The organism is Pseudomonas sp. KU26590, assembly GCF_026153515.1.
In the GTDB taxonomy this organism is placed as follows: domain Bacteria; phylum Pseudomonadota; class Gammaproteobacteria; order Pseudomonadales; family Pseudomonadaceae; genus Aquipseudomonas.
Genome location: NZ_CP110644.1, coordinates 2,922,779 through 2,948,473, shown reverse-complemented (window position 1 = coordinate 2,948,473; position 25,695 = coordinate 2,922,779). Strand labels below are relative to the sequence as shown.

Genomic DNA, 25,695 nt, shown 5'->3' with positions numbered 1-25,695 from the left:
AATTGGGGCCCTGGGGCCTATTCAAGTACGACTTCGAGGTCGAGGTGGCACAGCCTTCGATACACTTCTTCCCTGCGCTCTCGGTCCCCATGACCCTGAGGCAGTAATTCGAAACAGCTGTGCAAGAGATGCAGCACTTCGAGCGCAAGATCAGGCTCCCAGGCATTGATGCCTGAGTCCTGCAGGGTTTGATCGAGGGTTTCAAGCTGGGTCTTGGCGAGTTCGTATTTCCTGGCGGTGAAGCACAAACGCGCGAGGGCAAATCGCCAGAAAAATCGTGCGCGTCCGCCTTGGGCACTGTGCCCGCCTTGTTTGAGAAGCTGCACTGCCGCTCTGAGGCCGTCCTTGCGCAACACCGACGACGCGCTTTCCAGAGCAGACTCCCAGGCCGGGTGCGTATCAGCCACTTCTACTGTGCGGGGCGCACTGGCGACTTGCAGGCGAGGCATGACGCTGGCGGTAATCCAGGCCCGGGTTGCCGGATCCGCAAAAGGCACGCCGTCGTGAAAACGCAGTTCGATGACACACGGTAATCGCTGGATCAACTGCGCAAAATGAAGCTCTACCTCGCGCATTGCTGTCTCCGCGTTCAAACCTTGCAGGCACTCCCAGACCATTCGCTGGCCATCGAACCAGAAAGGTGCCTTTGCCAGGCTCGCCTCCAGTTCAAGAAGCAGATCGGCATAGCTGCCCTGATCGTATTTGTCCTGATAGCCCTTGAGCTTGTCTGCCGGGAGTCCACGAAGGGCGGTGATCCGCTGTGCATCACGTTCCGGCAGGGCGTCGATTGGCAGCCACAGCAACGTGCGATTGAGGCGCAATGCGCGCAGATCGCCGGCCTTCTGCTTGAGCCACCAGTCACATAACGAGCGCGCGCTCTCCTGCTGATTACGCAGCGACTTGTGCGCGTCTTTTTCATTGGTGATCACTGCCGTTGAGGCGAATAACTGGGTAGCAGCCTGCTTGACCTGCGCGACAGCCACGTCAGCGGTACCGGCGTCAGGCAGATTGTCGGCCGCGCGCCGGGCCAGATTTTTCAAACGTCGCGAGATCGGCAGCAGTAAGGGCGCAAGGGCGCCCAAGTGCTGTGTAAACACCGCATCAAGTTCTTCGAGAATTTCAACAAGGCGACTGAAGAGCGGCAGTTGCTCTTTGATCGGAACATTATCGTTGAGCACCTTCTCTAGACGGGGGACCAGCCAACTAATAGCTGCCGAGCGTGTGCGGGCTTTCACGGGATGAACGTCGTCCCAATGCTGCACGCAAAAATAGTGAAGAAGCCCAAGCCCTGCCAACAGCCCCTGGAAAGACTCCCGCTGATACAACGCCCATGTCAGCCATGCCGCGACGCGCAGGTCTTTGGATTGAGTACGGAGCAGGTTTTCGCTTTGTTCATGCACTTTAACCCAGTCGATCTGGCCATTTCCGTGAATGGATTGAGCCTTACCCAGTTCACTTTCCAGGGCTTCGTATTCGTTTGAAAAACGCACGTCTTCACCTGCGAAGCTCTCTAAGGAAATAGGGGCTTGAGCGGCTTCAAGATAATGAGCAGAAAGTTGACTTGAATAAGACATGCGAAATCTTCGATATAAAACCACGTCAAACACAGCCAGTTAAACTACTGAGATAACGGGGTTACGGTAGTAACTGTGTGTTCGGTTGATATGTAACAAAACGTCTACCCTTCCGAGGCCGCAGATAATACTCAGCACCCCTATCGCTATCAAGCTCTCTATAAACGCGATAATTCCATTTGAATTGTAGGAAGATTCCACAACTGTATAGCTGCACGGTGGCCGCGTTGATACACCTGTGCGAGCAGTAGTAGCGCAGAGCCGTTATGCGCAAAAAGTTGCGCACCTTTCTGGCAATAAAACAATCACTGACACCGCCCAGAGCAAGTGCAGCGGGGCTTACAGCCAAGTGCGCAAGAAGTTGCGCAACACTGCGCAACTTATTGCGCACATTTAATCGGTCAAGCCACCTTACCTAACGCTCCGATGACAAATTTTTCGGTTAAGCAATTGAATAATATGGATAATTTATAGCCTGGCACGGAGATTGAAATAGCTTCTTCACCCACAAGGCTACTTGGCTTTCGGGGATTTCTATTTATGAGGCAAGGAGCATCTTCATGGCTACACCAGCATATATGTCCATCACAGGCACCAAGCAGGGTCTCATCACCGCAGGCGCCTTTACCGCAGATTCGGTCGGCAACACTTACCAGGAAGGTCACGAAGATCAAGTCATGGTGCAGGGGTTTCAGCATGAAATGATCATCCCGCGCGATCCGCAGTCGGGCCAGCCAACCGGTCAGCGTGTGCACAAGCCGGTCAAGATCACCAAAGTGTTCGACAAGTCTTCGCCACTGTTGCTGGCCGCTTTGACGTCTGGCGAACGCTTAACCGAAATCACTATCCAGTGGTATCGCACCTCGGCAGCGGGCACACAGGAGCATTACTACACCACCAAACTTGAGGACGCGATTATCGTCGACATCAAAGACTACATGCACAACTGCCAGGATCCGTCGAACTCGCACTTCACTCATTTGGAAGACGTGGAGTTCACCTACCGCAAAATCACCTGGACCCATGAAGTGTGTGGCACTTCGGGCTCCGATGACTGGCGTTCCCCGGTTGCTGGCTAACGTGAGCTGACATCCTCAAAGCCTCGGCCGGTGCTGCCGGCTGAGGTTTTTAGACGGGGAAGGTTATCGGTGCAGCCTTACTGATCCAGGCTGTTGACAGGTTCAAACTCACGATGGGCAGCGGTCTGCATCCCGGCGGTGCTGGTGGGCCCGCCCAGGGCAGTGCCGAAAAAGCGCACGGCCTCGCTGCTCAAATCGCGGTGAATGCTTTCGCGATTAACGCCAATAGCGTCGGTGCACAGGCCCGGCTGAGTCGCGCGTTGCTCGTCATCACAGGGCGCCATGAACACAAAGTGCCCTGCCCCGGCGAACAGTTTGAAATCCGAGACATCGGGCAGTTTGCGCGCCAGCGCCTCGGCGTTCTTGTCGATGGCGAGCAGTTCGTCGCCGTCGCCGCTGTACAGCAACACCGGCACGTGCACGTCAGCCAGCGTCTGTCGACCGAACATCAAGCCCAGTGGCGCCATCAGCATCAACGCGCCCACGCGGGGATCGGCTTGGGCGTGCAAGTCTTCACGGTCTGCCAACAGTTCGCCCTGGGTTTTGCAGGCATCGCGGTCCTGGGGGCGCTCGGTGCAGTAATGACGCAAACGCTGCAGATCAGGCTGGGCGCCGGCGAGAATCAGCGCCGTTTCGCCACCCGCCGAATAACCGATCACCCCAACCCGACGCGCGTTGATGTACGGCGACAGCATGGGGTCGATCAACGCAGCACTGATCGCTTCGGATATTTGCAGCGGACGACCGTAGAGATTGCTCAGGCTGCCGAGGCGGCTGTGGTCCATGTAGTTGTCGCCCGGATGAAACACCGCCACGACGACAAACCCCTTGCGCGCCAATGACGTCGCCAGGTCGTGCTGCGCCAGCGGCGTGCCGGTGTTGCCGTGGGACAGCATCAGCAACGGGAAACGGCCCATGGCAATGGTGGCGTCTTGCGACGCTTCAATCGGGTAACCCTGAACACGGGTAATGTGTTCATCGTCGGTGGAGGGGTAAAAGGCGTAGGCGTGCATGGGCCGGGAATCCAGCGGATCGAGAAACGTCAGCTCGTGAAAGCCCACGCTCCAGCTCTGCAGCTCACTGGCCTGCACCGAAATCAGGCTGCCCAGCAGGCTGATCATCATCACTGCACAAAGACGCATCATTGCAATGCCCCTCACCTTATCAATCCATGCCTGCCGATTCACACGCTCAAGGGCTGAAGCCCCGTGAAAGCGGTGTCTGTCGCTATCTGACCCGTGGGGTTCGATAACATTCCGAAACGTTTCAGGATCAATGGTGCACAAGGCGGGCCAAGCTCGATAAATTGAAGGCATCGGCCGCCGTTTGACGCAGAACAGACCGAATTGGCCGGCATTCTACGGTGCTTAGCGAAGATTACGCGCAAAGAAGTCATAAAAGCTGTCGCCCGCCTGAACACGCGGCCGCAAAAAGACGAATGCCCCGTCACCTGTCGGCATGGGAGCCGGCGATGACGGGGCTTTCGGGTGAAGCTTTTCTATCGCGTCGAGCCGCTTCGAGCCCCTGCGCGGGGACGCTTGCGACGTGGTCGGGCTTACGCGAACAGCGTTTCGCTGATGTGCTTCTGCGCGGCGGCCATGGCAGCGGCACGCGGCTCGTCGCCATATGCCAGGCCTTCGGCGACGACGAATTGCAGGTCGGTGACGCCGATAAAACCGAACACCACCTTGAGCAGGTCATCATGGCCCGCACCGCTCGGCAGGCCTTGATGCAGACCGCCAGTGGTCGAAACGATGATCACTTTCTTGCCCTTGCACAGACCTTCCGGGCCCGCTTCGGTGTAGCGGAAGGTACGGCCGGCGACGCAGATACGGTCGATCCACGCCTTCAGCTGGCTCGGGATGCTGAAGTTGTACATGGGCGCACCGATGACCACGACGTCAGACGACAGAAACTCTTCCAGTGTCGCTTCGTTGGTCTCCACTTCAAGCTTCTGCGCCGCGTCGCGGCCTTCCACCGGCGTACCGGCAGCGGCCAGCGTGGCGCCGGAGAAATGATTGAGTGGCTCGTTCGCCAGATCGCGGTACACCACCTGAGTGTCCGGGGTGATAGCGGTGAAAGACTGAACGACACTGCGGCTCAACTGACGCGAAGCGGAGTGATCGCCGAGGATGCTGGAATCGATGTGCAAGAGTTTCATGAAGGGCTTCCCAAGGTGAGAATCGCCGCTTGGCGATCAAGTGGCGTCATCCTACCTTGTAGCGTAATGCGTGATTAGAGGGTGTAAATGCGATTGATCGTCTCGCTGGCAGGACAATCGTACTACTTACCGCTGGCTTCTTCGGGTAGACGGTGGCGGCATTACGGGCTGGTTGAGGCGTCGTATAGACGGGCCTCTTCCCGGCTAAACCGTTCCCACCCACGCACGACCGGCGCAGCGCCGTCAGCCGGTCAGTTCGGAAATCTCGATCAGGTTCAAATCCGGGTCACGCACGTAGACCGAGCGAATAGGTCCGGTGGCGCCGGTTCGTTGGACCGGCCCTTCTACGATCGGCCACTGCTGCGCCTTTAAATGCGCGATCACGTCGTCGAGGCTCCCGCTGGCGATGAAGCACAGGTCCAGCGCGCCCGGCACCGGCAGGTGAGCCTTGGGTTCAAACTCGTGACCGCGCTCGTGAACGTTGATCTTCTGGTTGCCAAAGCGAAACGCCAGGCGGCCGCTGCCGAAGGTTTCCAACTGCATGCCCATGATGCGCACGTAGAAATCCTTGCAGGCCTCAACATCGACGGTGGTCAGGACCAGATGGTCGAGGTGATCAATCACTGAGTGCGCTCCATGGGGTTAATGGCGATCTGCTGACTGAGGCTGGGTACAGGCTCGGGAATCGGGTGCAGGTCCAGGCGCTTGCCCGCCCGCAGGATCTGGCTCGGCGTGTCGTGGCCGATGAGGCCGGGCAGCCGCGCCGAGGCGGCGATGACCCGGTCCAGGTCCATGCCAGTGTCGTAACCCATGAGATCGAGCATGTGCACCAGGTCTTCCGTGCACTCGTTGCCACTGGCGCCCGGCGCATACGGGCAACCGCCCAGGCCGCCAAGGGAGGCATCGAAACGATCGACGCCGGCTTGCAGCGCCGCGAGGGTATTGGCCAGCGCCATGCCCCGGGTGTTGTGGAAATGCAGCGTGAGTTGCAGCTGCGGGAAATGCCTTCGCACCGCCTCGGACAGCGCCTGAACCTGCGTCGGATACGCCATGCCCGTGGTGTCGCACAACGTCACGCCACGAACATCCAGCGCAACGAAGCCCTCTACCCAGCGCAACACTTCTTCAGGGGCAACATCGCCCTGCATCGGGCAGCCGAATGCCGTGGACAGCGACACATTGACCGCCACCGGCCCGCGCCCGATGACGCCAATCACTTCCTTCAACTGAGCGAATGACTGCTCGCGGGTCATGCGCAGGTTAGCGCGGTTGTGCGGTTCGCTCACCGACATCACCAAGTTGGCTTCGTCGATGCCGCAACCCAGGGCACGCTCCGCGCCGCGAACGTTGGGCACCAGCACGGTGTACTCGACGCCAGGCTGACGACGGATCCCGGCCATCACCGCTTCGGCATCACGCAACGCCGGAATGGCCTTGGGCGAGGTAAACGACGTTACTTCAATCTTCGCGTAACCGCACTGGCTGAGCTCATTGATGAGGGCGACTTTGTCCTCGGTCTCGATGAAGGTCTTTTCGTTCTGGAAGCCATCCCGGGTGGCGACTTCATGGATGTACAGGCGTTTCATTCTGGGGACTCCTGACGATTAGATGAGGCCGCGCGCGCGCCATTGCTCGCGTGTGTCGGCGTCGATGCCCACGCTGGCGAGCACCGCGTCAGTGTGCTGACCCAGGGTCGGCGCACGGGAGCGCACCTGCCCCGGGGTGCTGAGTAACTTCGGCACGATCCCGGGCAAGGTGACCGGCGTGCCGTCATCCAGCTGACTGGGCAGCAGCATTCCCCGTGCCTGATAGTGCGGGTCGGCGGCGATGTCGGCGGCGTCGTAGATTTTCCCGGCCGGGATATTCGCGTCTTTCAGCGCGTTCAGCACCTCGTCTAGCCCTCGCTCGGCGGTCCAGGTGGAGATCGCCGCATCGATGCGCGCGACATGCCGCACCCGGCCGTCGTTGTGCTCAAGCGCCGGGTCATTGGCCAGGTCCGGGCGCTCGATTTTTTCCATGAGGCGCTTGTAGATGCTGTCGCCATTGCCGGCGATGAGCGCGTACTTTCCGTCCTGGCAACGGTAGGCATTGCTGGGCGCGATGCCCGGCAGGCTGCTGCCAGCGGGTTCGCGCACGGCGCCGAACACCGAATGTTCGGGGATCAGGCTCTCCATCATGTTGAACACCGATTCGTACAGCGCGACATCCACCTGCTGACCAGCGCCTTGATGCTGTTCGCGGTGACGCAGCGCCAGCAGCACGCCGATCACGCCATGCAGGGCCGACAGCGAATCGCCGATGGACACGCCGACGCGCACCGGCGTTCGACCGGGTTCACCGGACAGGTGCCGCAAACCGCCCATGGCTTCGCCGATCACGCCGAAGCCCGGCAGGTCTCGGTAAGGCCCGGACTGGCCGTAGCCCGATACCCGCAACATGATCAGGCCCGGGTTGATGGCGCTCAGGGTATCCCAGCCCAAACCCCATTTTTCCAGGGTGCCGGGGCGAAAATTTTCGATCAGGATGTCGGCGTCTTTGACCAGCCGCTTGACCACGTCGTGAGCCTCGGCCTGACGCAGATCAAGGGTCACCGACTGCTTATTGCGTGACTGCGCGGCCCACCAGACCGACGTGCCGTTGTGCAGCAGGCGCCATTTGCGCAAGGGGTCGCCGGTGGTCGGCGGCTCAATCTTGATCACCTCAGCGCCGAAGTCCGCGAGGATCTTCGCGGCGAAAGGCCCGGCGATCAGTTGGCCCATCTCGATGACCTTGATGCCATCCAGCGGCAGGCTCATGGGGATTCCTTATTGTTGGAAGGGATGTCGGGATCATCCTCTTAAACCGCCCTCGTGAGAATTTCAATGATTTCCACTACCCTTTCCGCAACGGAAACCCTCGAAGGCCCCCCATGCTCAACCTGCTGCAACTCGGCCTCGCCTCACTTCGGTTGCTGGTGCTCGCGGCCGACAGTCAGAACCTCACCAAGGCGGCCCGCGACGCGCACATGACCGTATCGGCGGCCAGCCAGCGCCTTGCGGCACTCGAACGGGAAGCGGCCCGCGTGTGCACCCTCCATTTTCCGGTGTGACGTCCGACGTCTTCCCGGCTAAAGCCGGTCCCACTGTCGATACGCGCGGTGTCAGTGGGACCGCCTTTTGCCGGGAAGTGGCCAGCGCAGACACCATCAATCTTGCGGTGTGACGCCCGACGCCTTCCCGTCTAAAGCCGGTCCCACTATCGATACGCGCGGCGTCAGTGGGACCGGCTTCAGCCGGGAAGTGGCCAGCGCAGACACCATCAATCTTGCGGTGTGACGCCCGACGCCTTCCCGGCTAAAGCCGGTCCTACTGAATGCGCGCTGTGTCAGTGCAGCACTACCCTTTCAGGTCCGTCGGGATCAGCCCGGCGTCACGGTAGTCCTGAATCAGCGCATCAAACAGTTCGATGTCGGATCGGGTCCGGGCAATCAGCTGCGCCCCGGCCACGGCGGTGTAAATCGCCAGTGCGCGGCGTTGGCAGTGCTCGACGCTGCCCAACCCCGCCTCCATCAGCCTGTCCGCCAGCCAGGCCACGCTGGCATCGGCATAGGCTTTTACCTCGCGGCGGATTTCTTCCGGCAGGTCTTCGTGCTCTGCAGCCATGAAGCTGGACAGGCACAGTCGGTTGCCGTTTTCCAGCGAGGTGCGAAAGATCGACGAATACAGCGCCAGGCAGCGCAGCGGGTCGGGATTCGCCTCGCGTATTGCGTCAAGCGCCTTGGCAGTGTCCTGCCAATAACGCGCCGCCACCGCAGCGCCCAGCTCGGCCTTGCTCGGGAAGTGGTAGTAGATGCTGGCGTTCTTGATGCCGACCGTCTCGCCGATGCTGCGGAAATTGATGCCGCTGTACCCGTGCAACTGCGCTGCCGTTTTCGCAGCGGCCAGAATGGCCTCGCGCGCATTTTCGCTCACGCTGAATTCCTCGAAGGGTCGATAGATGGCCCGCATGCTACGCCTAAAGATCTCAACCTGCCAATTGACAGGTAGGGATTGACAGCGTCCTCTAATGCGCCCAAAGTTTGCCTACCAACTGACAGGTAGACACATTATGAACGCTTCTATACCGCAGTCCGACACCTCCGCAATTCCCATGATGACCATTTACGACTGGTTCAATGGCCCTTACCCGGCCCGGGTCCGCATCGCCCTGGCAGAGAAAAACCTGCTGCCGCGAATCGAATTCGTATCAGTGAACCTGTGGAATGGCGAGCACAAGAAACCCGAGTTTCTCGACATCAATTACTCCGGCACGCTCCCCGTGCTTGAACTGCAAGACGGCACGCTGATCGCCGAGTGCACCGCCATTACCCAGTACCTTGACGCCCTCGTGGGCAGCCCCGAGCTCACCGGCGCAACGCCTGTGGAAAAAGGCCGCATTCACATGATGACCAAACGCGCGGAGATCGAGTTTCTCGACGCGGTCAGCACGTATTTCCATCACGGCACGCCTGGCCTGGGGCCTGACGTCGAGCTGTACCAGAACGCCGAATGGGGCAACCGCATGTGCGACAAGGCCGTACGGGGCATGCGCTATTTCGACAGTGTGCTGAAGATGCAGCCGTTCGTAGCCGGGGACTCGTTTTCGATGGCCGACATCGCAGTCTTCGGCGGGATGATCTTCGCCTCGCTGGTGGAGCTCGCGGTGCCGGCAGACTGTGAGGCGCTGCTGGCCTGGCACGCACGGATGAATGAACGTCCGAGCATCCAGACCTGGCGGGCCATGGTCGCAGCCGGCGGGCCCCAAGGCTGAAATGCTGCGGTTGCCATCCGAACACGGCTACGGCAACCGCGATCCATCCAAAACAGCACATTCGCACTGCATTTCTGCCAAAAAGAGGACAATCTGTCATCAAGCTGAACCGGTTCATGTCGATAACAAGGTGATCCCTTTATCTATGGACAGCCCTCGACATGAACCTCCGACGCCTTAACATCGCCCCCCGCTCCCTGATCTGCTTCGGCTTTTTTGCCGTATTGATCTCCGCCGTCGGACTGTTCTCGCTGATGCAAGCCTCTAAGCTCAAAGACGCCAGGGACGCCCTGCAGGACAACGTACTCCCCACCCTCCTCGCCATCGCCGACATCAAAAATGACCTGCTGACCATTCGCCTGGGCAACACCAGCCTGCGCGCAGCACAAAGCGCCGCCAGCAACGACGCGGCCATGAAGCGGGTCAGTCAGGGTCGCACCGACCTTGAGAAAGACGTGCAGGGCCTGAAATCATTGCTCATCTCCGAGCGTGGCCTGAGTGCCTATGCCGATATGGCGCGCGACCTGCAGGCCTATCTCGCCGTGCATGCGCGTTTTCTGGACGCCGTGAAGCAGAAGCGTGACGACATCGTCGTTTCGTTGACTGAACCCTCTGGCGAACAAACCCGCGCGGCAGACGCGCTCACCAAGGACATCGCGACCATCGCCGACCTGGCCAAACAGAAAATGCAGGATTCGGATGTCGCGGCAGATGAAAGTTACGATCAGGCCCGCAATGTCATCATTGCCGCCATCGTGGTGGCGCTGGCCGCCACCCTCGCCCTGGCCGCGTTGTTTACTCGCAGCCTGGTGGCGCCGATCGCCAAAGCCCTGGCCGTCGCGGAAAACATCGCCGCCAACGACCTGAGCAAGCCTATTCAGGTCGACGGTTCCGATGAGCCGGGCCGCTTGCTGCAAGCGCTGTCCGTGATGCAGCAGAACCTGCGCCACACCCTCTCGGAGCTCGGCCACTCGTCCAATCAACTGGCCTCGACCTCGGAAGAAATGACCGCCGTGACCGAAGAATCCCTGCGCGGGGTTCAGCGTCAGAACGACGAAATCAATCAGGCCGCCACCGCCATCAACCAGATGAGCGCAGCGGTGGAAGAAGTCGCACACAACGCCTCTCTCGCCTCCACGGCGGCGCGGGATTCCAGCGACTCGGCGGAACAGGGCCGCCTGCGGGTCAACGAAACCATTTCGGCGATCAACGAGCTGCACCAATCGGTCGGCACCACCGCGGATGAGATCAACGGGCTGGCCGGCCAGGTGCAGAACATCAGCGGCGTGCTGGACGTGATTCGCGGCATCGCCGATCAGACCAACCTGCTCGCCCTCAACGCGGCCATCGAAGCCGCCCGCGCTGGCGAAGCCGGACGTGGTTTCGCGGTAGTAGCCGACGAAGTCCGCGCCCTGGCGCACCGCACCCAACAGTCCACCGCCGAGATCGAAAAGATGATCGACTCGATTCAGGGTGGCACCCACAAGGCGGTCACGGCCATGGGCCAGAGCAGCGAGCGCGCGCGGGTCAGTCTGGACGTCGCAGGTGCGGCCGGTCGCGCCCTCGCGGAAATCAAAACCGCCATCGTGCTGATCAATGAACGCAACGTCAGCATCGCGACGGCCACGGAAGAACAGGCCCAGGTCGCCCGGGAAGTCGATCGCAACCTGACCAGCATCCGCGACCTGTCGCTGCAGACGTCTGCCGGCGCCCATCAGACCTCGGCGGCGAGCAACGAGCTGTCGCAACTGGCGGTGGGCCTGAACGGTCTGGTGATGCAATTCAGAACTTAATCGGACGCGAGGGATCGCACCTCTGAGCCGCTTGTTTGGGCATCAACCGATTTCGGAGGTGAATGCATGAAGTTCGTGAAGCTGGGTTCCACGGGGCTGGACGTGTCGAAGTTGTGTCTGGGGTGCATGACGTTTGGCGACCCGGACGCCGGCACGCACCCGTGGACGCTGGATGAAAACGCCAGCCGGCCGATCATCAAGCACGCCGTCGAGCAAGGCATCAACTTCTTCGACACGGCCAACAGCTACTCGGCGGGCACCTCGGAAATCATCGTCGGCAAACTGCTGAAGGCATTCACCCGCCGCGAAGAAACCGTCATCGCGACCAAGGTGTTTTTTCCGGCCAATATGTGGGAAGGCTCCAAGCGACCCAACGAACAAGGGCTGTCGAGAAAAGCCATCATGGCCAACATCGATGCCAGCCTGACGCGGCTGGGCACCGATTACGTCGACCTGTACCAGATCCATCGCTGGGATTATCACACCCCCATCGAGGAAACCATGGAGGCGCTGCACGACGTGGTCCGGGCCGGCAAGGCGCGCTACATTGGCGCGTCGTCGATGTTCGCCTGGCAGTTCGCCAAGGCTCAGCAGGTCGCGGCCGCCCATGGCTGGAGCCGCTTCGTGTCCATGCAGAACTACCTCAATCTGGTGTATCGCGAAGAACAGCGCGAGATGATTCCGTTGTGCCTGGATCAGGGCGTCGGCCTGATGCCATGGAGCCCGATGGCCCGTGGCAGGCTGACACGGCCACACGGCCAGCAAACCGAACGCACCAAGACCGACATCTCCGGGCAGTCGTTTTACGAGGCCACGGAAGCGGAAGACGGCCGCGTCATTGATGTGGTGGAAAAGATTGCCAGTGAGCGCGGCGTGCCCATGGCCCAGGTCGCGCTGGCGTGGGTGTTGGCCCAGCGTGGCGTGTCGGCGCCGATTGTCGGGGCGTCCAAGCCGCACCATCTGGACGATGCGATCGCGGCGCTGGATCTGGTGCTCAGCGACGACGAAGTGAAACGCCTTGAAGCGCCCTACGTTCCCCACGCTGTAACGGGCTTCGCGTGAAGCCCGATGGCAGCTCCGGGCTTGCCACGGGCCGGGCCGTCGTGTTGTTCGACGGTACCTGCAAGCTGTGCAATGGCTGGGCGACCTTCATCATCGGCCAGGACCACGAGCACCGTCTGACGCTGGCGGCCGTACAGTCGCCCGAGGGTCAGGCGCTGCTGAAATGGGCGGGATTGCCCCAGGATCAGTTCAATACCATCGTGCTGGTGGAAAACGACCGCTTTTATGTCCGTTCGGACGCGATGTTCAAGATCCTCGCCCACCTGCCCGCACGGTGGCACTGGCTGCTCATGGCGCGGGCTTTCCCGAGGGTTTTGCGTGACTGGCTGTACGACAAGATCGCCCTGAACCGCTACCAGCTGTTTGGGCGTTATGACGCCTGCCACTTGCCCGCCGCGGATCATCGAGATCGCTTCTTGAACAAGAACGCCCTGAAGTAGCGGCTATGAGTGTGTAAATGCACTAAATCTTCAGCGGGTGAAATGGCGTCTTCGTGATCAGGCTTTCTGTCAGAAGCCCGTCGAACGCTCAGAAAGATTGCGTCACTCCCACACCATTAAATCCCACTATATGGGACGGCTAATCACATATTGAGGTATCAGGATATGTCGTCTATGGTGGAACGTCGTCGCTCCTCATCCTTATAAGAACAACAGGAAATCCCATGCCCTCGCCATTTCTGGATTCGGGCCTGCACGCCAGCACCATGAAGCGCCTCAACCTCAAGTTGATCCCCTTCCTGATGCTGCTGTACATGGTCGCGTACATCGACAAGTCGAACATTTCCGTCGCCGCGTTGCAGATGAATGCCGAGCTGGGCCTGACTGCCCGCATGTACGGCATCGGCGTGGGGCTGTTCTTTCTGACCTACATTCTTCTTGAAGTCCCGAGCAGCGTCATTCTCACGCGGGTCGGCGCGCGGCGCTGGATTGCGCGGATCATGATCACCTGGGGCATCGTCGCAGCGGGCATGGCGTTTGTGCAGAGCGCCAATCAGCTGTATGGCATGCGCCTGCTGCTGGGCGCCGCCGAGGCCGGTTTTACGCCGGGGATCATTTATTACCTGTCGCAGTGGTACCCAAAGACTGATCGGGCCAGGGCCATGTCGTTCTTCTACATCGGCGCCGCGCTGGCCTCGGTGATCGGCCTGCCGCTGTCGGGCGCGTTTCTGCACCTGGACGGCTATTTCGGTGTGAGCGGGTGGCGCTGGCTGTTTCTGCTGGAAGGCCTGCCAGCGGTGATCCTCGGTGTCGTCGTGTTGCGCTACCTGCCGGATTCGCCGCAGACCACCCACTGGCTGCACGCCGATCAGAAGGAATGGCTCAGCCGCACCATCGCGGCTGAACAAGCGAACTCGCCGATTTCCCACCATGCGGCCTGGCAGACCGCCTTTCGCAGCCGTCAGGTCTGGCTGCTGAGCCTGTTCTGGCTGTTGCAGGCGTTTGGCACCATTGGCATCACGCTGTTCCTGCCGCTGATCGTCAAGTCGGTGTCCGGCCAGGAGTCGTTCACCGTCAGCGTCATGTCGGCGCTGCCCTTCCTGTTTGCCTGCGTGTTCATTTATTTCAACGGCACCCATTCCGACCGCAACGGCGAACGCGGCTGGCACCTGGCGCTACCGCTCATGGCCGCCGGTGTGCTGCTGGCGCTGGCCGTGTGGACCAGCAACCCGTGGCTGGCGTACGCCTTGCTGGTGCTGGCGGTCGGTCTGAACTGGGCCGCCACGCCGGTGTTCTGGGCGACCACTACCGAATACCTGTCAGGCGCTGCCGCCGCGGCGTCCATCGCGCTGATCAACTCCATTGCCAACATCGCCGGCCTTGGCCTGCCACCTGTCATGGGCTGGATCAAGGACGCCACGCAAAGCTACGACTACGCCCTGCTGCTGGTCTCCGCAGCCTTGCTCGCCGGCGGCGTGTTGGGACTGTTCCTGGCCCGCGCGCCCCGTGCAGCGCCTGTCACAGCCACTGCAACGGCTCCCGCCGCTGCTCCTGTTCCAAGAGGTTTAGATGAAGCCAAGGCTCCTGAAAATCGCCCGCTTGCCGGCCATGCTCGATGACGCGCTGAACGCCACCTACGAGGTGGTGGAAGCCGATCAAAACGGCACCGGCGTCGACGACTCGACCGCTGACATCCGTGCCATGGTCGCCAACGGCGAATCTACGGTCAGCCGTCAGTTGATCGACAGCCTGCCAGCGCTGGAAGTGATCGTCGTGTTCGGCGTGGGTTACGACGGCGTCGATGTGGCAGCGGCGCGGGAGCGTGGCATCCGCGTCACCCACACCCCCGATGTGCTCACCGAAGACGTGGCGGATTTCGCCATGGCCTTGATGCTGGGCATCGCGCGCAACCTTCGCGTCGCCGACCGCTTCACCCGTTCGGGCGCCTGGGCAAACGGGCCTATCGCCTTCAGCCGCAAGGTCAGCCGGGCGCGCCTGGGCATCATTGGTCTTGGCCGCATCGGTACCGCCATCGCCCGCCGGGCCCAGGGCTTCGACATGTCGATCGCCTACACCGGGCGCCGGCCGCAGGACGTCGGGTTCACTTATTACGCGTCGGCGCTTGAACTGGCCGCAGCGGTGGATTTTCTCGTCGTCGCGGTCGGCGGCGGCTCTGGCACCCATCATCTGGTGGACGCGAACGTGCTGGAGGCGCTGGGGCCGAAGGGCTATCTGATCAACGTCGGCCGGGGCAGCGTGGTCGATGAAAACGCCCTCGCCCAGGCCCTTGCCGAAGGCCGTCTGGCCGGCGCGGCGCTGGACGTCTACGAAAACGAGCCGCACCCCGCAACCACGCTTCTGCATCTGGACAACGTCTTGCTCACCCCGCACATGGCCAGCGCCACATGGGACACCCGGCAGGCGATGTCCGATCTGGTCATGGCCAACCTCAACGCCTGGCACAGCGGCGCAGACTTGCCCACGCCCGTGCCGGAATAACCCGACGTCGCCCGTGGCTCGCTGAACGAGCGACCGAGCTGCGGAAGACGGGATTGGTTGCCTGTTTGCAGTGAGGGTTTGCAGGTATGGTGTGGCTTTCCCTTCTCAAGGAAGATCCATGGCCACGCATACCGCCAGCCACGCTCAAAAGCACCTCGCCGTTCTGATTGATGCGGACAACGCCCCCGCCGCCATCGTCGAAGGCTTGTTCGAAGAGATCGCCAAATATGGCGTCGCCAGCGTCAAGCGCATCTACGGCGACTGGACCGGGCCGCAGCTCGGCGGCTGGAAGAAGGTCCTGCTCGACCACTCGATCCAGCCCATCCAGCAATTCGCCTACACCAAAGGCAAGAACGCCACCGACAGCTCGCTGATCATCGACGCCATGGACCTGCTGTACACGCGGCGCTTCGACGGCTTTTGCCTTGTCTCCAGCGACAGCGACTTCACCCGCCTGGCGTCGCGATTGCGCGAAGAAGGCCTGACCGTGATTGGCTTCGGTGAAGAGAAAACGCCCCGCCCGTTCGTGGCGGCCTGCGACAAATTCATCTACATCGAATTGCTCCGCGAGGAGGTGATTGCCGCCGCCAGCGTGGAGCAGACCCTCGACGCCCCGGCGCAGTCAGACGTGACAAGACCCGCAGCGGCTGAAACCCCGAAACGGCCTAAAGCGCCTATCAGTTTCATCGCAAAAATCCTCGACGACATCGCCGACGAAGACGGCTGGGTGCAGCTCGGCGCCCTCGGCACCAACATCACCAAGCTGCGACCGGAGTTCGACCCCCGCACCCACGGCTATAAAAAGCTCAGCGACCTGATCAAGGGCTACCCCCAAGCCTTCGAGCTGCAGGCCAGGCCCGCCTCCAGTGGCACGGCGGTGATGTACGTCAGGCACAAACAAAACGGCAAATAAACCGATCAGCGTTTTTCATTTATGGAGCCCTGCATGCCCATTTACTCAGTCGATTACCGCTTCAACGCTGAACCCCGCAATCATCACTTCGACCTGAATCAGCCGGAGCTGTCCGTGAGCGACGCCGCAATGCACCTGCTTGAGCTGCATTTCGGCGACAGCGAAAACAGCTTGATGATGCCCAACGCCGACGCGCTGCCGGATGAAATCATCGAACAGGCCGGCCAGCTCGGTCTGACGGATATTCGCGTCACCCAAGCGGCGAGGGATGACGTCCGGTAAAACGCGTTGAACCCTGCAGCGGCACCTGCATCCGATCACTACGACTGAACATTTCCCGACTGACAGGTGCCCCATGATCGAGATCAACAGCTACACCACCGTAAAGCGTCGAGAACGCGTGCCCCATGACGTGTTCGCCCATTACTGGCGCGACGTCCACGGCCCGCTGTGCTCGCGGCTTCCGGGCCTTGGCTTGTACATCCAGCACCACTTTTCCCGGCAGCAGGATGCTCACCTCTGGCCGCTGGCCGAAGGGATCAGTGAGATTCAGGATTACGAACTGGACGGTGGCGTGGAGATCGGTTTCGAATCTGCCGCCGACCAGAAGCAGTTTCAGGACGCCAGCCCGATTCTGTTCTCGGACGAACAGAACATGTTCGACGAGACCCTCGCCTACGCGCTGCCTCAGGGCTCGCTGACACTGACCAATTCGCTGGCGGATGAGCGCTTCAACGGCACCGACACCTTCGACCGCATTCACGTGCACTTCAGCCCGCGCGAATCACTGCCGCAGTTGCAGGCGTACTTGAAGTCGAATCTGGGGCCACTGTTGGCAGGCGCTGAAGGGGTGGTCAAAGTCTGTCTGCACCTGTGCGAGCCTTTCGAAAACGACGGCCAGCACCCGCCCGCGCCGAACGTCGCGCACTTCGCTAACCCGGCGCGCGCAGAATTGGCCGTGCTGGAAATCGCGTTCAGCTCGCCCCTGGCGCGCCGGCATTTTTTCCAGAGCAAAACGTTCCAGAACACCTTGGCTGAGCAGTCAAAGCACATCGCTGAGCTCAAGGCGTTCGCCGTCTCCGGGCTGTACACCTACGTGCGCGACAAGTCGCTAACCACCGCCGGATTGCGCGGCAGTCGGGCAGCGGAGCTGATCGAGTATCTGGGGGCGGTGAATCAGGTTCAGGCGGATGTTCAGGAACTGATGCTTAAAGGCGCGCAAAACGCCTAAACGCGGCTCTCGGCAGCCACGTCCGGTGGCTGCCAATCTGCTGCTTCGGGTTTACGCGGTCGTCAGTACAACGAATTGGCGATTCGGCCCGGCAGCGCCTTGTCATACGCCTCACCGTCGATGGCTGCCTTCGAAACCTCTTTGAGAATCTGCCCGGCACTGGGCAACGCGCTGCGCGGTATTTGCCGGGACCCATCCCACAGCCCTGCCCTGATCACCGCGCGGCTGCACTGGAAATACACGCTGGTGACGCTAATACGCAGCACCGATTTCGGCGGTTTCCCCTCCACGGCAAAACGCGCCAGCAGGTCAGGCGCGATGGATATCTGCGCCGTCCCGTTAACGCGTAAGGTTTCGCCAACGCCCGGGACGAGAAGCAACAGCGCGACGCGCGGGTCCTCGACGATGTTGCGCAGGGTGTCGATGCGGTTGTTGCCGCGTCGGTCCGGCAGATACAGCGTCTTGCTGTCTTCGATGTGCACGAAGCCCGGCTGATCGCCGCGCGGCGAAGCATCCAGGCCGCCTGCGCCCGACGAGGCGAGGATTACAAAGGACGCCGCTTCGATGAACGGCCGGTAAACCGGGTGAATATGATCGACTTCCTTGACCAGGGACGGCGGCGCGATCGGGCCATAGATCGCTTCCAAGGCCTGTACAGTGGTCAGGTATGAGCTGTCTTCATGGTCCATCGTGGGCTCTCTGCAATTTCTTCGTGGCTGGACAAGTGCTGCATGCCGTGACGCTTCATGCCCGTTCGGGGCAATAGTGCCAGACGCGTGTGGCAGATTGACCGGCGATCTGATTCACTGCCTGCCTTTTCACCGTCCAGCATCTGCACACCGGGTAAACAGGCATGAACCGTCGCAAGAAACTTAACCAGATACTCAGAACCAACGCAAAAAAAGCGAGTGCCAAACTGGCGCCGAAGAACAAAGACACCTACGTCAGCAAGGCCGATCGGTTGAAGCTGGCGGCGCAGGCCAGTGCTGAAGCCAGTTCTGATTCCATGACCGAATCCACGCCTGAAGCGGCCCGCCCTTCCGAGCCGGTCTGAACGCCCTCAGTTCGCGGTGCGACTGCCCACGCCTTCCCGGCTAAAGCCGGTCCTACAGGGAACACGCGGTTTCATAGTGGGACCGGCTTCAGCCGGGAAGAGGCCAGTGCGTACGCCATCAATTTTGCAGCGTGACTGCCGACGCTTTCCCGGCTAAAGCCGGTCCTACAAGAAACACGTGCTTTCATAGTGGGACCGGCTTCAGCCGGGAAGAGGCCAGTGGTGACACCCTCCATTTTGCGGTGTGACTGCCGACGCTTTCCCGGCTAAAGCCGGTCCCACAGGGAACACGCGGTCTCATAGTGGGACCGGCTTCAGCCGGGAAGAGGCCAGTGGTGACACCCTCCATTTTGCGGTGTGACTGCCGACGCTTTCCCGGCTAAAGCCGGTCCTACAGGGAACACGCGGTCTCATAGTAGGACCGGCTTCAGCCGGGAAGAGGCCAGCAGCGACGCCATCAATTTTGCGGTGCGACTACCGACGCTTTCCCGGCTAAAGCCGGTCCCACAGGGAACACGCGGTCTCATAGTGGGACCGGCTTCAGCCGGGAAGAGGCCAGTGGTGACACCCTCCATTTTGCGGTGTGACTGCCGACGCTTTCCCGGCTAAAGCCGGTCCCACAGGGAACACGCGGTCTCATAGTAGGACCGGCTTCAGCCGGGAAGAGGCCAGTGCGTACGCCATCAATTTTGCAGTGCGACTGCCGACGCTTTCCCGGCTAAAGCCGGTCCTACAGGGAACACGCGGTTTCATAGTGGGACCGGCTTCAGCCGGGAAGAGGCCAGTGGTGACACCCTCCATTTTGCGGTGTGACTGCCGACGCTTTCCCGGCTAAAGCCGGTCCCACAGGGAACACGCGGTCTCATAGTGGGACCGGCTTCAGCCGGGAAGAGGCCAGTGGTGACACCCTCCATTTTGCGGTGTGACTGCCGACGCTTTCCCGGCTAAAGCCGGTCCCACAGGGAACACGCGGTCTCATAGTAGGACCGGCTTCAGCCGGGAAGAGGCCAGCGGCGACACCATCAATTTTGCGGTGTGACTACCGACGCTTTCCCGGCTAAAGCCGGTCCTACAGGGAACACGCGGTTTCATCGTGGGACCGGCTTCAGCCGGGAAGAGGCCAGTGGTGACGCCATCAATTTTGCGGTGCGACTGCTGACGCTTTCCCGGCTAAAGCCGGTCCTACAGGGAACACGTGGTTTCATAGTGGGACCGGCTTCAGCCGGGAAGAGGCCAGTGGTGACACCCTCCATTTTGCGGTGTGACTGCCGACGCCTTCCCGGCTAAAGCCGGTCCTACAGGGAACACGCGGTCTCATAGTAGGACCGGCTTCAGCCGGGAAGAGGCCAGTGCGTACGCCATCAATTTTGCAGTGTCACTGCCGACGCTTTCCCGGCTAGAGCCGGTCCTACAGGGAACACGCGGTTTCATAGTAGGACCGGCTTCAGCCGGGAAGAGGCCAGTGCGCACGCCATCAATTTTGCAGTGTGATTGCGGACGCCTTCCCGGCTAAAGCCGGTCCCACAGGGCGCGCCAGCTTCAGCCGGGAATGCTCTTCGATCACCGCCCGCACACGATCGGCATCGCCGGCAGTGACCGGGTTATAGACGATCATCGACAGGTCCAAACGCCCGTCCACCGCAAAGTTGGAGTATTCCAGCTCGATGATGCCGTGGGGATCGTGACGCAGGCGCTTGGTGCCTTCGCCTTGAAGCCGCACGTCGTTATCCCGCCACAGCGCCGCGAATTCCGGACTCAGGGTGCACAGCTCTTCGGCCAACCGAGTGACCTCGGACGCAGCACCGGCGCGAGTCGCATCCGCCCGAAACGCCGCGACGATGAAACGCGCCACGGCGTTCCAGTCAGCCTGCCGGGCTTGGGCGCGCGGGTTGCAGAACATCAGGCGCAAGATGTTGCGTTGCCCCACCGGCAGCAGGCTGTAGTCGGTGAAGACCGCCGCTGCTGCGGTGTTCCAGGCCAGCACGTCCCACGTCGCCGTCTTGATAAACGCCGGGCTGAACGCGAGAGTGTCGAGGACGCGTTGCAGGCGCGGCGTCACCCCTTCGGGCGCGCTGTAGACCACTTCCGGCGGATGGCCGAAGGCAAGCATGAACAGATGCTCGCGCTCGGGTTCGGTCATCAGCAGACTTTCGGCAATCCGGTTCAGCACCTGGGCTGACGGTGCACCGCCGCGGCCTTGCTCCAGCCATGTGTACCAGGTCGCGCTGATGTTGGCGCGCTGCGCGACTTCTTCCCGGCGCAACCCGGGCGTGCGCCGTCGGGCACCTGAAAAGCCCAGGCTTGCCGAGTCCAGACGGGCCCGGCAATCCTTCAAATAAGTGCCCAGCAAATGAACAGACGGGTTGGCCATGATGATCCTGTTGGTTTCTATACCCTGATAACGTCACGTCTTTAACCGGATAAACGTTACGCGCATCCTGCCGACTTCAGCAAAAGGAGTTTAACCATGCGCGTATTTGTTACCGGCTCGACAGGCTTTATCGGTTCCCATGTGACGCAAGACCTGCTCGCCGCCGGTCATCAGGTACTGGGAATGACGCGTTCACAAGCCGGCGCCGAATCATTGCGGGCCCTCGGCGCCGAGCCACATATCGGCACCCTTGAAGACCCCGCCAGCCTCACACGCGGCGCCGAACAGTGCGACGCGGTCATTCATACCGCGTTCGATCATGACTTCGCACACTTCGTCGACAACTGCCACAAAGATGCGCGGGCCATCGCCGCACTGGGCGAGGCGCTGAACGGTTCCCAGCGACCGCTGCTGATCACCTCCGCCACGCCGGTGGGTTCGCCGGCACCGGGCGAGCCTGCCGATGAGGATCACTTCAATTCCGGGCACCCAAATCCCCGCGCCGCATCGGAACGGGCGGGAGAAGCGCTGTTGCAACGCGGACTCAACGTGGTGGTGATGCGCCTGTCGCAGATCCACGATACGGTCAAACAGGGCCTGGTGACCGAACTCATCAAGCACGCGCGTCAGGCAGGCGTCTCAGCCTACGTCGATGAGGGCCTGAATCCGTGGTCAGCCGCCCACGTTTCAGACACCGCCCAGCTGTACCGTCTTGCGCTGGAACACCATCAGCCGGGCGCTCGCTACCATGCAACGGCCGAAAGCCACATCCCCTTCCACCTCATCGCCCAAGCCTTGAGTGAAGGCCTTGGCCTGCCCGTTGTCTCGGTACCGGCGGACGAGGCGATGGCGCAGTTCGGTTGGCTGTCGAGCTTTGTAGGGCGAAATATGTCGAGCAACAGCAGCAAAACCCAGGCGCGATTGGGATGGGTGCCGACCGGGCCGGGCTTGATTGAGGATCTCAAAGGGAGTTTTCAGCGACGGTGACTGTTTCTTGAGGACTGCGCTGCGTCTCTAACCAAAGCCCCCTGCGCACAGCAAGGGGCTACACAGCAAGGGGCTACAGCGCGTCAGCCCCCCATGAAAAGTGATAAGCGCGGTCAGGCGCCATCGGCTGGCAGCGACCATTGTCCGCGTCAGGCCCGACGATCAACCACTCCGCCCTCGACGTTGACCCCAGCTGGCGAGCTTTGCCTGCTGCAAAGCAGCGTTCAAGCTCGGCAGCGGGCACCAGAGCGAATGCCGCAGGATGAGCGCGCAGCCAGAGCGCAGCGTGCTCGACGGCCGATTGATCGGCGAACCCGAAATGCACCACCGGCTGGCGGGCGAACAGCCAGTGCCCTTCCCGCCAGCCGACCAGCACCAGTTCGGCGCCGTCAGTCAGCCGGGCCGCTTCGCCCATGAGCACCTTGTGGGGATTGGGGCCGTCGGTGAACGGCTCGACGAAGCCACGGCCGAACCACAGGCAAAACCACGCCACCACCGCCACACCAAACACGGCGCGGGCTTTGGGGCGATCGCCAAACCAGCGTCGAAGCAACCACGGAATCAAAGGCGCGGCGGCCAGCACCAGGCCTGGTAACGCAGGGAAGATATAGATTTTGCGCTTGCCGGTGCTCAGGCAGAAAAACAGCACCACCAACACCACCCAGCCCAGCAACAGCAAGATCCGGGCGTCATGCTTTCGCAGTTGGCGACGCCAGGCGGGTACAAGCCACGGCAACGCCAGCACCAACGGCAGCCAGTACTGCGGGATGACAGTCAGGAAATACCAGAACGGTTCGCGGTGATCCCAGGCCGAGGCGTAACGGCCACCGGTCTGGTGAAACAGGATTTCCTTCAGGTACGCCACTTCGTCAGGGCCGCCCTTGAGCCACACCGTGGCAAGCAGCGGGACAAGCCAGACCGCACAACCCACCAGCACCACCAGAAAACCGGCCGCCCAGCGAAGCGCCTGCCCCGGCATGACGGCCACACCCGACCAGCCCTTGCGCACGGCATAACCGTAGGGCACCAGCATCAACGCCGGTAGAAAACCCACCCCTTTGCTGATGATGCCCAGGCCCATGGCCAGACACGCGACGTAGAACCAGCCCCACGCCGGCCCCAGCAGAAGATGCCGGACCATGCCGTAGAAGCCGAGCGCCACCCACAGGCACAGGAAGCTGTCGATCTGGCCGGTGCGCAGAATGCTGTAGGTCTGGTAGGTCGCCAGAAACAGCAGCGCGGCAATGCGGCCCACTCTGCGGCACCAGAGGCGACGGCCCAAGTCGTACAACACCGCCGTGGCGGTAGCCGCCGAGAGCAGGCCCGGGATAAAGAGTGCCAGCGACGGCGAACCGGTCAGCCAGGTGAAAAACGCCACTGTCCACATGAACAAGGGCGGCTTGTCGCCGTAGATTTCACCGGCCCGGTGGGGAATCAGCCAGCTGCCGCTGTGCAGCATTTCCAGCGCTACGCCCAGAAACCGTTCTTCGTCGACATTGAGCGGCTGCCTGATGCCAAAGCCGGCACCGACCAGAAGCAGCGCAAGCGCCACCAGCGCCAGGCACTGCAACGCGGGAGAATGAACACGTCGCACTGGCTATTCCTTCAGGTCTTTGTGTTTGGCAATCAGCTGCAGGTTGCGCAGGTAAACCACAAAGCCAAATGACTGGCCAATGATGAACACCGGGTCCTCGCGGTAGATCGCATAGATCAGCAGCAATGCGCTGCCAAGCATGCTCAGGTACCAAAACCCCACCGGAATCACGCTGCGTTTCTTGATTTCGCTGTACAGCCACTGCAAGACGAAACGGCCGGTGAAGACCGCCTGACCGAGAAATCCCACCGTCAGCCAAAGCGCTTCGCGCGTGAAGTTCATCCGTTCATCTCCTCGGGTTGCGTATTGAGTCGCGTGCGGCGCAACAGCCACCAGACCCCGAACAGGTCGAGGATGCCGACCAGCGCACGGTCGAGGTTGCCGTAGTTGGAGACACCGGCCTGGCGATGACGGTGATGAACCGGATGGACGATCATTCGGCCATGGTGGCGCTGGATCAATGCGGGGATGAAGCGGTGCATGTGATCGAAGTAAGGCAGTTGCAGAAACGCCGCTCGATGGATCAGCTTCAGCCCGCAGCCTGTGTCCGGCGTGGCGTCCTTGAGCAGGCGGCTGCGCAGGGCATTGGCGAAGCGGGACGCCCAGCGCTTGCTCGCGGTGTCTCGGCGGTTGACCCGATGCCCCGCCACCAACGTCACCTGCTGTCCTGGTTTCTGGTCGTTGCCCTGCGCGGTGTTGCGCACCAGCGCCAGCATGCCGGGCAAGTCGGCGGGGTCGTTCTGGCCGTCACCGTCCAGCGTCGCCAGCCACTCACCGCGCGCGGCGTGGGCGGCATGCCAGATCGACGTGCTCTGGCCGAGGGAAACCCCGTGGTGCAGGATTCGCAGGGGTTCGAAGCCCTCGGCCTTGATCTGCTGCAGCACATGCAGCGTGTCGTCGGTGCTGCCGTCGTCGACCACCAGCACCTCATAGCGCTCACCGGCCAGCGCGGTGCGTACTTCATTGAGCAACGAAGGCAGGTTTTGCGCTTCGTTTTTTGCCGGGATCAATACCGACACGAACACCGATTCACTCATCACGCCCACCGCGCCTCTTGTTTTGATTGTCTGGCCTGTTTTGCCTGTCTGGCCTGCTGGCCCTGTTCGCAGGGGTGGAAATCGCGATACCAGCGCACGAATTCAGCCACGCCCTGCTCCAGCCCGACCTGCGGACTGAAGTCGATCCATCTCGCCAGGCCGGTCACATCGGCCCAGGTTTGCAGCACGTCACCCGGCTGAAGCGGTAAATAGTTGCGCTTTGCCTGAATCCCCAACGCCGACTCCAGGCACTGCACGAAGTCGAGAAGCTTGACCGGCGCCCCTCGCCCGATGTTGAAAAGCTGACACGGCGCCACCCCGTCAACGAGCGGCGGTGGTCGGGGCAAGAGCCGGCTCATCGACTCGATGATGTCGTCGACGTAAGTGAAATCCCGCGCCATCTCGCCGTCGTTGTATATATCGATGGGCTCGCCTTCGAGGATGGCCCGGGTGAATTTGAACAGCGCCATGTCCGGCCGCCCCCAAGGGCCGTAGACGGTAAAAAACCGCAGGCCCGTCGCAGGAATCCGGTACAGATGCGAATAGCTGTAGGCCATGAGTTCGTTGGCGCGTTTGGTCGCGGCATACAGGGAAACGGGTTGCTCGACGGCGTCTTCCACCGCGAACGGCATCTTGGTATTGGCGCCGTACACCGAGCTGCTCGACGCGTAGACGAGGTGCTTTACGGGGTACGCGCGGCAGGCTTCAAGCACGTTGAGAAATCCGACCAGGTTGGCATCGGCGTACACGCCCGGGTTGTCGATGGAATACCGAACACCGGCCTGCGCCGCGAGGTGAATGACCTCGCTGAAACCAGACGCACTGAACAGGCCAAGCAAAGCGTGTGGGTCGACGATGTCGATGGGCTGGAACTGAAAGGAGGGGTAATTTTCCAGCTGCGCCAGTCGGGCCCACTTGAGATCGACGCTGTAGTAATCGTTCAGGTTATCGATGCCCACCACTTGAACGCCCTGGCGGCACAACGTTCTGGCCATGTGAAAGCCGATGAACCCCGCTACCCCTGTGACCAGCACCGTCATTGGGCTACCGCCCAGCGGCGGCATCGAGCCTGGGTCAGTCCTGCGTATCCTGCGCGTGAGACAGTGACGTTC

General features: G+C 61.4%; 26 protein-coding genes. 13 read left to right on the top strand and 13 right to left on the bottom strand.

Annotated elements, in window-relative coordinates; all coding sequences use genetic code 11:
• Nucleotides 1-17 precede the first annotated feature (17 nt).
• On the bottom strand, nucleotides 18-1,574 hold the full coding sequence (gene tssA / locus OKW98_RS12940) for a type VI secretion system protein TssA (protein ID WP_265389506.1): 1,557 nt from the start codon (nucleotides 1,572-1,574) through the stop codon (nucleotides 18-20).
• Nucleotides 1,575-2,134: 560 nt separating this feature from the next.
• Here tssA and OKW98_RS12935 point away from each other — a divergent pair.
• Entirely contained in the window at nucleotides 2,135-2,653 is a 519-nt protein-coding gene (locus OKW98_RS12935) for an Hcp family type VI secretion system effector (RefSeq protein WP_122534661.1), read from the top strand.
• Between the two features lie 77 nt (nucleotides 2,654-2,730).
• Here the strand turns inward: OKW98_RS12935 and OKW98_RS12930 are convergent, their stop codons facing one another.
• The 5 genes from OKW98_RS12930 to OKW98_RS12910 form a co-directional block, all read right to left on the bottom strand.
• Nucleotides 2,731-3,798 (bottom strand): alpha/beta hydrolase family protein, encoded by a 1,068-nt coding sequence (locus tag OKW98_RS12930; RefSeq protein ID WP_265389505.1) that lies wholly within the window; start codon nucleotides 3,796-3,798, stop codon nucleotides 2,731-2,733.
• A 410-nt stretch (nucleotides 3,799-4,208) separates the two neighbouring features.
• Nucleotides 4,209-4,814, bottom strand: coding sequence for an FMN-dependent NADH-azoreductase (locus OKW98_RS12925; RefSeq protein ID WP_265389504.1), 606 nt, complete (start codon nucleotides 4,812-4,814; stop codon nucleotides 4,209-4,211).
• Nucleotides 4,815-5,057: 243 nt separating this feature from the next.
• Nucleotides 5,058-5,438 carry a VOC family protein gene (locus OKW98_RS12920; protein WP_265389503.1) on the bottom strand — a complete coding sequence of 127 codons (381 nt, stop codon included), beginning with the start codon at nucleotides 5,436-5,438 and terminating at the stop codon, nucleotides 5,058-5,060.
• On the bottom strand, nucleotides 5,435-6,400 hold the full coding sequence (locus OKW98_RS12915) for a hydroxymethylglutaryl-CoA lyase (protein WP_265389502.1): 966 nt from the start codon (nucleotides 6,398-6,400) through the stop codon (nucleotides 5,435-5,437). Before OKW98_RS12915 ends, OKW98_RS12920 begins: the two co-directional genes overlap by 4 nt.
• 18 nt (nucleotides 6,401-6,418) lie before the next feature.
• Entirely contained in the window at nucleotides 6,419-7,609 is a 1,191-nt protein-coding gene (locus tag OKW98_RS12910; RefSeq protein WP_265389501.1) for a CaiB/BaiF CoA transferase family protein, read from the bottom strand.
• Nucleotides 7,610-7,722: 113 nt separating this feature from the next.
• Between OKW98_RS12910 and OKW98_RS12905 the strand changes: the two genes are divergently transcribed.
• On the top strand, nucleotides 7,723-7,902 hold the full coding sequence (locus OKW98_RS12905; RefSeq protein ID WP_265389500.1) for a helix-turn-helix domain-containing protein: 180 nt from the start codon (nucleotides 7,723-7,725) through the stop codon (nucleotides 7,900-7,902).
• Between the two features lie 286 nt (nucleotides 7,903-8,188).
• On the opposite strand, the gene OKW98_RS12900 is transcribed toward OKW98_RS12905, so the two are convergent.
• Nucleotides 8,189-8,764, bottom strand: a complete 576-nt coding sequence (locus OKW98_RS12900; protein WP_265389499.1) for a TetR/AcrR family transcriptional regulator — start codon at nucleotides 8,762-8,764, stop codon at nucleotides 8,189-8,191.
• Between the two features lie 181 nt (nucleotides 8,765-8,945).
• Here OKW98_RS12900 and OKW98_RS12895 point away from each other — a divergent pair, with 181 nt between their 5' ends.
• From OKW98_RS12895 to OKW98_RS12855, 9 genes are all read left to right on the top strand, one after another.
• Nucleotides 8,946-9,602 carry a glutathione S-transferase gene (locus tag OKW98_RS12895; protein WP_265389723.1) on the top strand — a complete coding sequence of 219 codons (657 nt, stop codon included), beginning with the start codon at nucleotides 8,946-8,948 and terminating at the stop codon, nucleotides 9,600-9,602.
• A gap of 161 nt (nucleotides 9,603-9,763) precedes the next feature.
• Complete coding sequence (locus OKW98_RS12890) at nucleotides 9,764-11,395, top strand: methyl-accepting chemotaxis protein (protein WP_265389498.1); 1,632 nt, start codon at nucleotides 9,764-9,766, stop codon at nucleotides 11,393-11,395.
• A gap of 66 nt (nucleotides 11,396-11,461) precedes the next feature.
• Nucleotides 11,462-12,457, top strand: coding sequence for an aldo/keto reductase (locus OKW98_RS12885; RefSeq protein WP_265389497.1), 996 nt, complete (start codon nucleotides 11,462-11,464; stop codon nucleotides 12,455-12,457).
• The gene (locus OKW98_RS12880) at nucleotides 12,454-12,897 is read left to right on the top strand and encodes a thiol-disulfide oxidoreductase DCC family protein (RefSeq protein WP_265389496.1); all 444 of its coding nucleotides are present in this window, start codon (nucleotides 12,454-12,456) and stop codon (nucleotides 12,895-12,897) included. The genes OKW98_RS12885 and OKW98_RS12880 overlap by 4 nt, the downstream gene beginning before the upstream one ends.
• Before the next feature lie 224 nt (nucleotides 12,898-13,121).
• Nucleotides 13,122-14,516, top strand: a complete 1,395-nt coding sequence (locus OKW98_RS12875; RefSeq protein ID WP_265389495.1) for an MFS transporter — start codon at nucleotides 13,122-13,124, stop codon at nucleotides 14,514-14,516.
• Nucleotides 14,467-15,396, top strand: a complete 930-nt coding sequence (locus OKW98_RS12870) for a 2-hydroxyacid dehydrogenase (RefSeq protein ID WP_265389494.1) — start codon at nucleotides 14,467-14,469, stop codon at nucleotides 15,394-15,396. The genes OKW98_RS12875 and OKW98_RS12870 overlap by 50 nt, the downstream gene beginning before the upstream one ends.
• A gap of 118 nt (nucleotides 15,397-15,514) precedes the next feature.
• Nucleotides 15,515-16,309, top strand: coding sequence for an NYN domain-containing protein (locus OKW98_RS12865; protein WP_265389493.1), 795 nt, complete (start codon nucleotides 15,515-15,517; stop codon nucleotides 16,307-16,309).
• A 33-nt stretch (nucleotides 16,310-16,342) separates the two neighbouring features.
• Nucleotides 16,343-16,591: a hypothetical protein gene (locus OKW98_RS12860; RefSeq protein ID WP_265389492.1), complete on the top strand. Its 249-nt coding sequence runs from the start codon at nucleotides 16,343-16,345 to the stop codon at nucleotides 16,589-16,591.
• 73 nt (nucleotides 16,592-16,664) lie between these two features.
• Entirely contained in the window at nucleotides 16,665-17,540 is an 876-nt protein-coding gene (locus tag OKW98_RS12855) for an EthD domain-containing protein (protein WP_265389491.1), read from the top strand.
• A 62-nt stretch (nucleotides 17,541-17,602) separates the two neighbouring features.
• Here the strand turns inward: OKW98_RS12855 and OKW98_RS12850 are convergent, their stop codons facing one another.
• Nucleotides 17,603-18,229, bottom strand: a complete 627-nt coding sequence (locus tag OKW98_RS12850) for a pyridoxamine 5'-phosphate oxidase family protein (protein WP_265389490.1) — start codon at nucleotides 18,227-18,229, stop codon at nucleotides 17,603-17,605.
• A 164-nt stretch (nucleotides 18,230-18,393) separates the two neighbouring features.
• On the opposite strand from OKW98_RS12850, the gene OKW98_RS12845 reads away from it, so the two are divergent.
• Nucleotides 18,394-18,594 carry a DUF2986 domain-containing protein gene (locus tag OKW98_RS12845; protein ID WP_265389489.1) on the top strand — a complete coding sequence of 67 codons (201 nt, stop codon included), beginning with the start codon at nucleotides 18,394-18,396 and terminating at the stop codon, nucleotides 18,592-18,594.
• A 1,474-nt stretch (nucleotides 18,595-20,068) separates the two neighbouring features.
• On the opposite strand, the gene OKW98_RS12840 is transcribed toward OKW98_RS12845, so the two are convergent.
• A complete protein-coding gene (locus OKW98_RS12840) occupies nucleotides 20,069-20,965 on the bottom strand; it encodes a helix-turn-helix transcriptional regulator (RefSeq protein ID WP_265389488.1) in 897 nt (298 codons plus the stop codon).
• 96 nt (nucleotides 20,966-21,061) lie between these two features.
• On the opposite strand from OKW98_RS12840, the gene OKW98_RS12835 reads away from it, so the two are divergent.
• Entirely contained in the window at nucleotides 21,062-21,952 is an 891-nt protein-coding gene (locus OKW98_RS12835) for an SDR family oxidoreductase (RefSeq protein WP_265389487.1), read from the top strand.
• 73 nt (nucleotides 21,953-22,025) lie between these two features.
• Here OKW98_RS12835 and OKW98_RS12830 read toward each other — a convergent pair whose 3' ends face one another.
• The 4 genes from OKW98_RS12830 to OKW98_RS12815 are packed head-to-tail and all read right to left on the bottom strand — an operon-like array spanning nucleotide 22,026 to nucleotide 25,623.
• A complete protein-coding gene (locus OKW98_RS12830) occupies nucleotides 22,026-23,546 on the bottom strand; it encodes an ArnT family glycosyltransferase (RefSeq protein WP_265389486.1) in 1,521 nt (506 codons plus the stop codon).
• A 3-nt stretch (nucleotides 23,547-23,549) separates the two neighbouring features.
• Entirely contained in the window at nucleotides 23,550-23,828 is a 279-nt protein-coding gene (locus OKW98_RS12825) for a lipid-A-disaccharide synthase N-terminal domain-containing protein (protein WP_065988912.1), read from the bottom strand.
• Entirely contained in the window at nucleotides 23,825-24,583 is a 759-nt protein-coding gene (locus tag OKW98_RS12820; protein ID WP_265389485.1) for a glycosyltransferase family 2 protein, read from the bottom strand. The genes OKW98_RS12825 and OKW98_RS12820 overlap by 4 nt, the downstream gene beginning before the upstream one ends.
• Nucleotides 24,583-25,623, bottom strand: coding sequence for an NAD-dependent epimerase (locus OKW98_RS12815; protein ID WP_265389484.1), 1,041 nt, complete (start codon nucleotides 25,621-25,623; stop codon nucleotides 24,583-24,585). The genes OKW98_RS12820 and OKW98_RS12815 overlap by 1 nt, the downstream gene beginning before the upstream one ends.
• Nucleotides 25,624-25,695 lie beyond the last annotated feature (72 nt).

Excerpts from the sequence above, each read along its gene's own strand:
- tssA (WP_265389506.1), bottom strand. The coding sequence starts at position 1,574 with ATGTCTTATTCAAGTCAACTTTCTGCTCATTATCTTGAAGCCGCTCAA.
- OKW98_RS12935 (WP_122534661.1), top strand. The coding sequence starts at position 2,135 with ATGGCTACACCAGCATATATGTCCATCACAGGCACCAAGCAGGGTCTC.
- OKW98_RS12930 (WP_265389505.1), bottom strand. The coding sequence starts at position 3,798 with ATGATGCGTCTTTGTGCAGTGATGATGATCAGCCTGCTGGGCAGCCTG.
- OKW98_RS12925 (WP_265389504.1), bottom strand. The coding sequence starts at position 4,814 with ATGAAACTCTTGCACATCGATTCCAGCATCCTCGGCGATCACTCCGCT.
- OKW98_RS12915 (WP_265389502.1), bottom strand. The coding sequence starts at position 6,400 with ATGAAACGCCTGTACATCCATGAAGTCGCCACCCGGGATGGCTTCCAG.
- OKW98_RS12910 (WP_265389501.1), bottom strand. The coding sequence starts at position 7,609 with ATGAGCCTGCCGCTGGATGGCATCAAGGTCATCGAGATGGGCCAACTG.
- OKW98_RS12905 (WP_265389500.1), top strand. The coding sequence starts at position 7,723 with ATGCTCAACCTGCTGCAACTCGGCCTCGCCTCACTTCGGTTGCTGGTG.
- OKW98_RS12895 (WP_265389723.1), top strand. The coding sequence starts at position 8,946 with ATGACCATTTACGACTGGTTCAATGGCCCTTACCCGGCCCGGGTCCGC.
- OKW98_RS12890 (WP_265389498.1), top strand. The coding sequence starts at position 9,764 with ATGAACCTCCGACGCCTTAACATCGCCCCCCGCTCCCTGATCTGCTTC.
- OKW98_RS12885 (WP_265389497.1), top strand. The coding sequence starts at position 11,462 with ATGAAGTTCGTGAAGCTGGGTTCCACGGGGCTGGACGTGTCGAAGTTG.
- OKW98_RS12875 (WP_265389495.1), top strand. The coding sequence starts at position 13,122 with ATGCCCTCGCCATTTCTGGATTCGGGCCTGCACGCCAGCACCATGAAG.
- OKW98_RS12870 (WP_265389494.1), top strand. The coding sequence starts at position 14,467 with ATGAAGCCAAGGCTCCTGAAAATCGCCCGCTTGCCGGCCATGCTCGAT.
- OKW98_RS12865 (WP_265389493.1), top strand. The coding sequence starts at position 15,515 with ATGGCCACGCATACCGCCAGCCACGCTCAAAAGCACCTCGCCGTTCTG.
- OKW98_RS12860 (WP_265389492.1), top strand. The coding sequence starts at position 16,343 with ATGCCCATTTACTCAGTCGATTACCGCTTCAACGCTGAACCCCGCAAT.
- OKW98_RS12855 (WP_265389491.1), top strand. The coding sequence starts at position 16,665 with ATGATCGAGATCAACAGCTACACCACCGTAAAGCGTCGAGAACGCGTG.
- OKW98_RS12850 (WP_265389490.1), bottom strand. The coding sequence starts at position 18,229 with ATGGACCATGAAGACAGCTCATACCTGACCACTGTACAGGCCTTGGAA.
- OKW98_RS12845 (WP_265389489.1), top strand. The coding sequence starts at position 18,394 with ATGAACCGTCGCAAGAAACTTAACCAGATACTCAGAACCAACGCAAAA.
- OKW98_RS12840 (WP_265389488.1), bottom strand. The coding sequence starts at position 20,965 with ATGGCCAACCCGTCTGTTCATTTGCTGGGCACTTATTTGAAGGATTGC.
- OKW98_RS12835 (WP_265389487.1), top strand. The coding sequence starts at position 21,062 with ATGCGCGTATTTGTTACCGGCTCGACAGGCTTTATCGGTTCCCATGTG.
- OKW98_RS12825 (WP_065988912.1), bottom strand. The coding sequence starts at position 23,828 with ATGAACTTCACGCGCGAAGCGCTTTGGCTGACGGTGGGATTTCTCGGT.
- OKW98_RS12820 (WP_265389485.1), bottom strand. The coding sequence starts at position 24,583 with ATGAGTGAATCGGTGTTCGTGTCGGTATTGATCCCGGCAAAAAACGAA.
- OKW98_RS12815 (WP_265389484.1), bottom strand. The coding sequence starts at position 25,623 with ATGACGGTGCTGGTCACAGGGGTAGCGGGGTTCATCGGCTTTCACATG.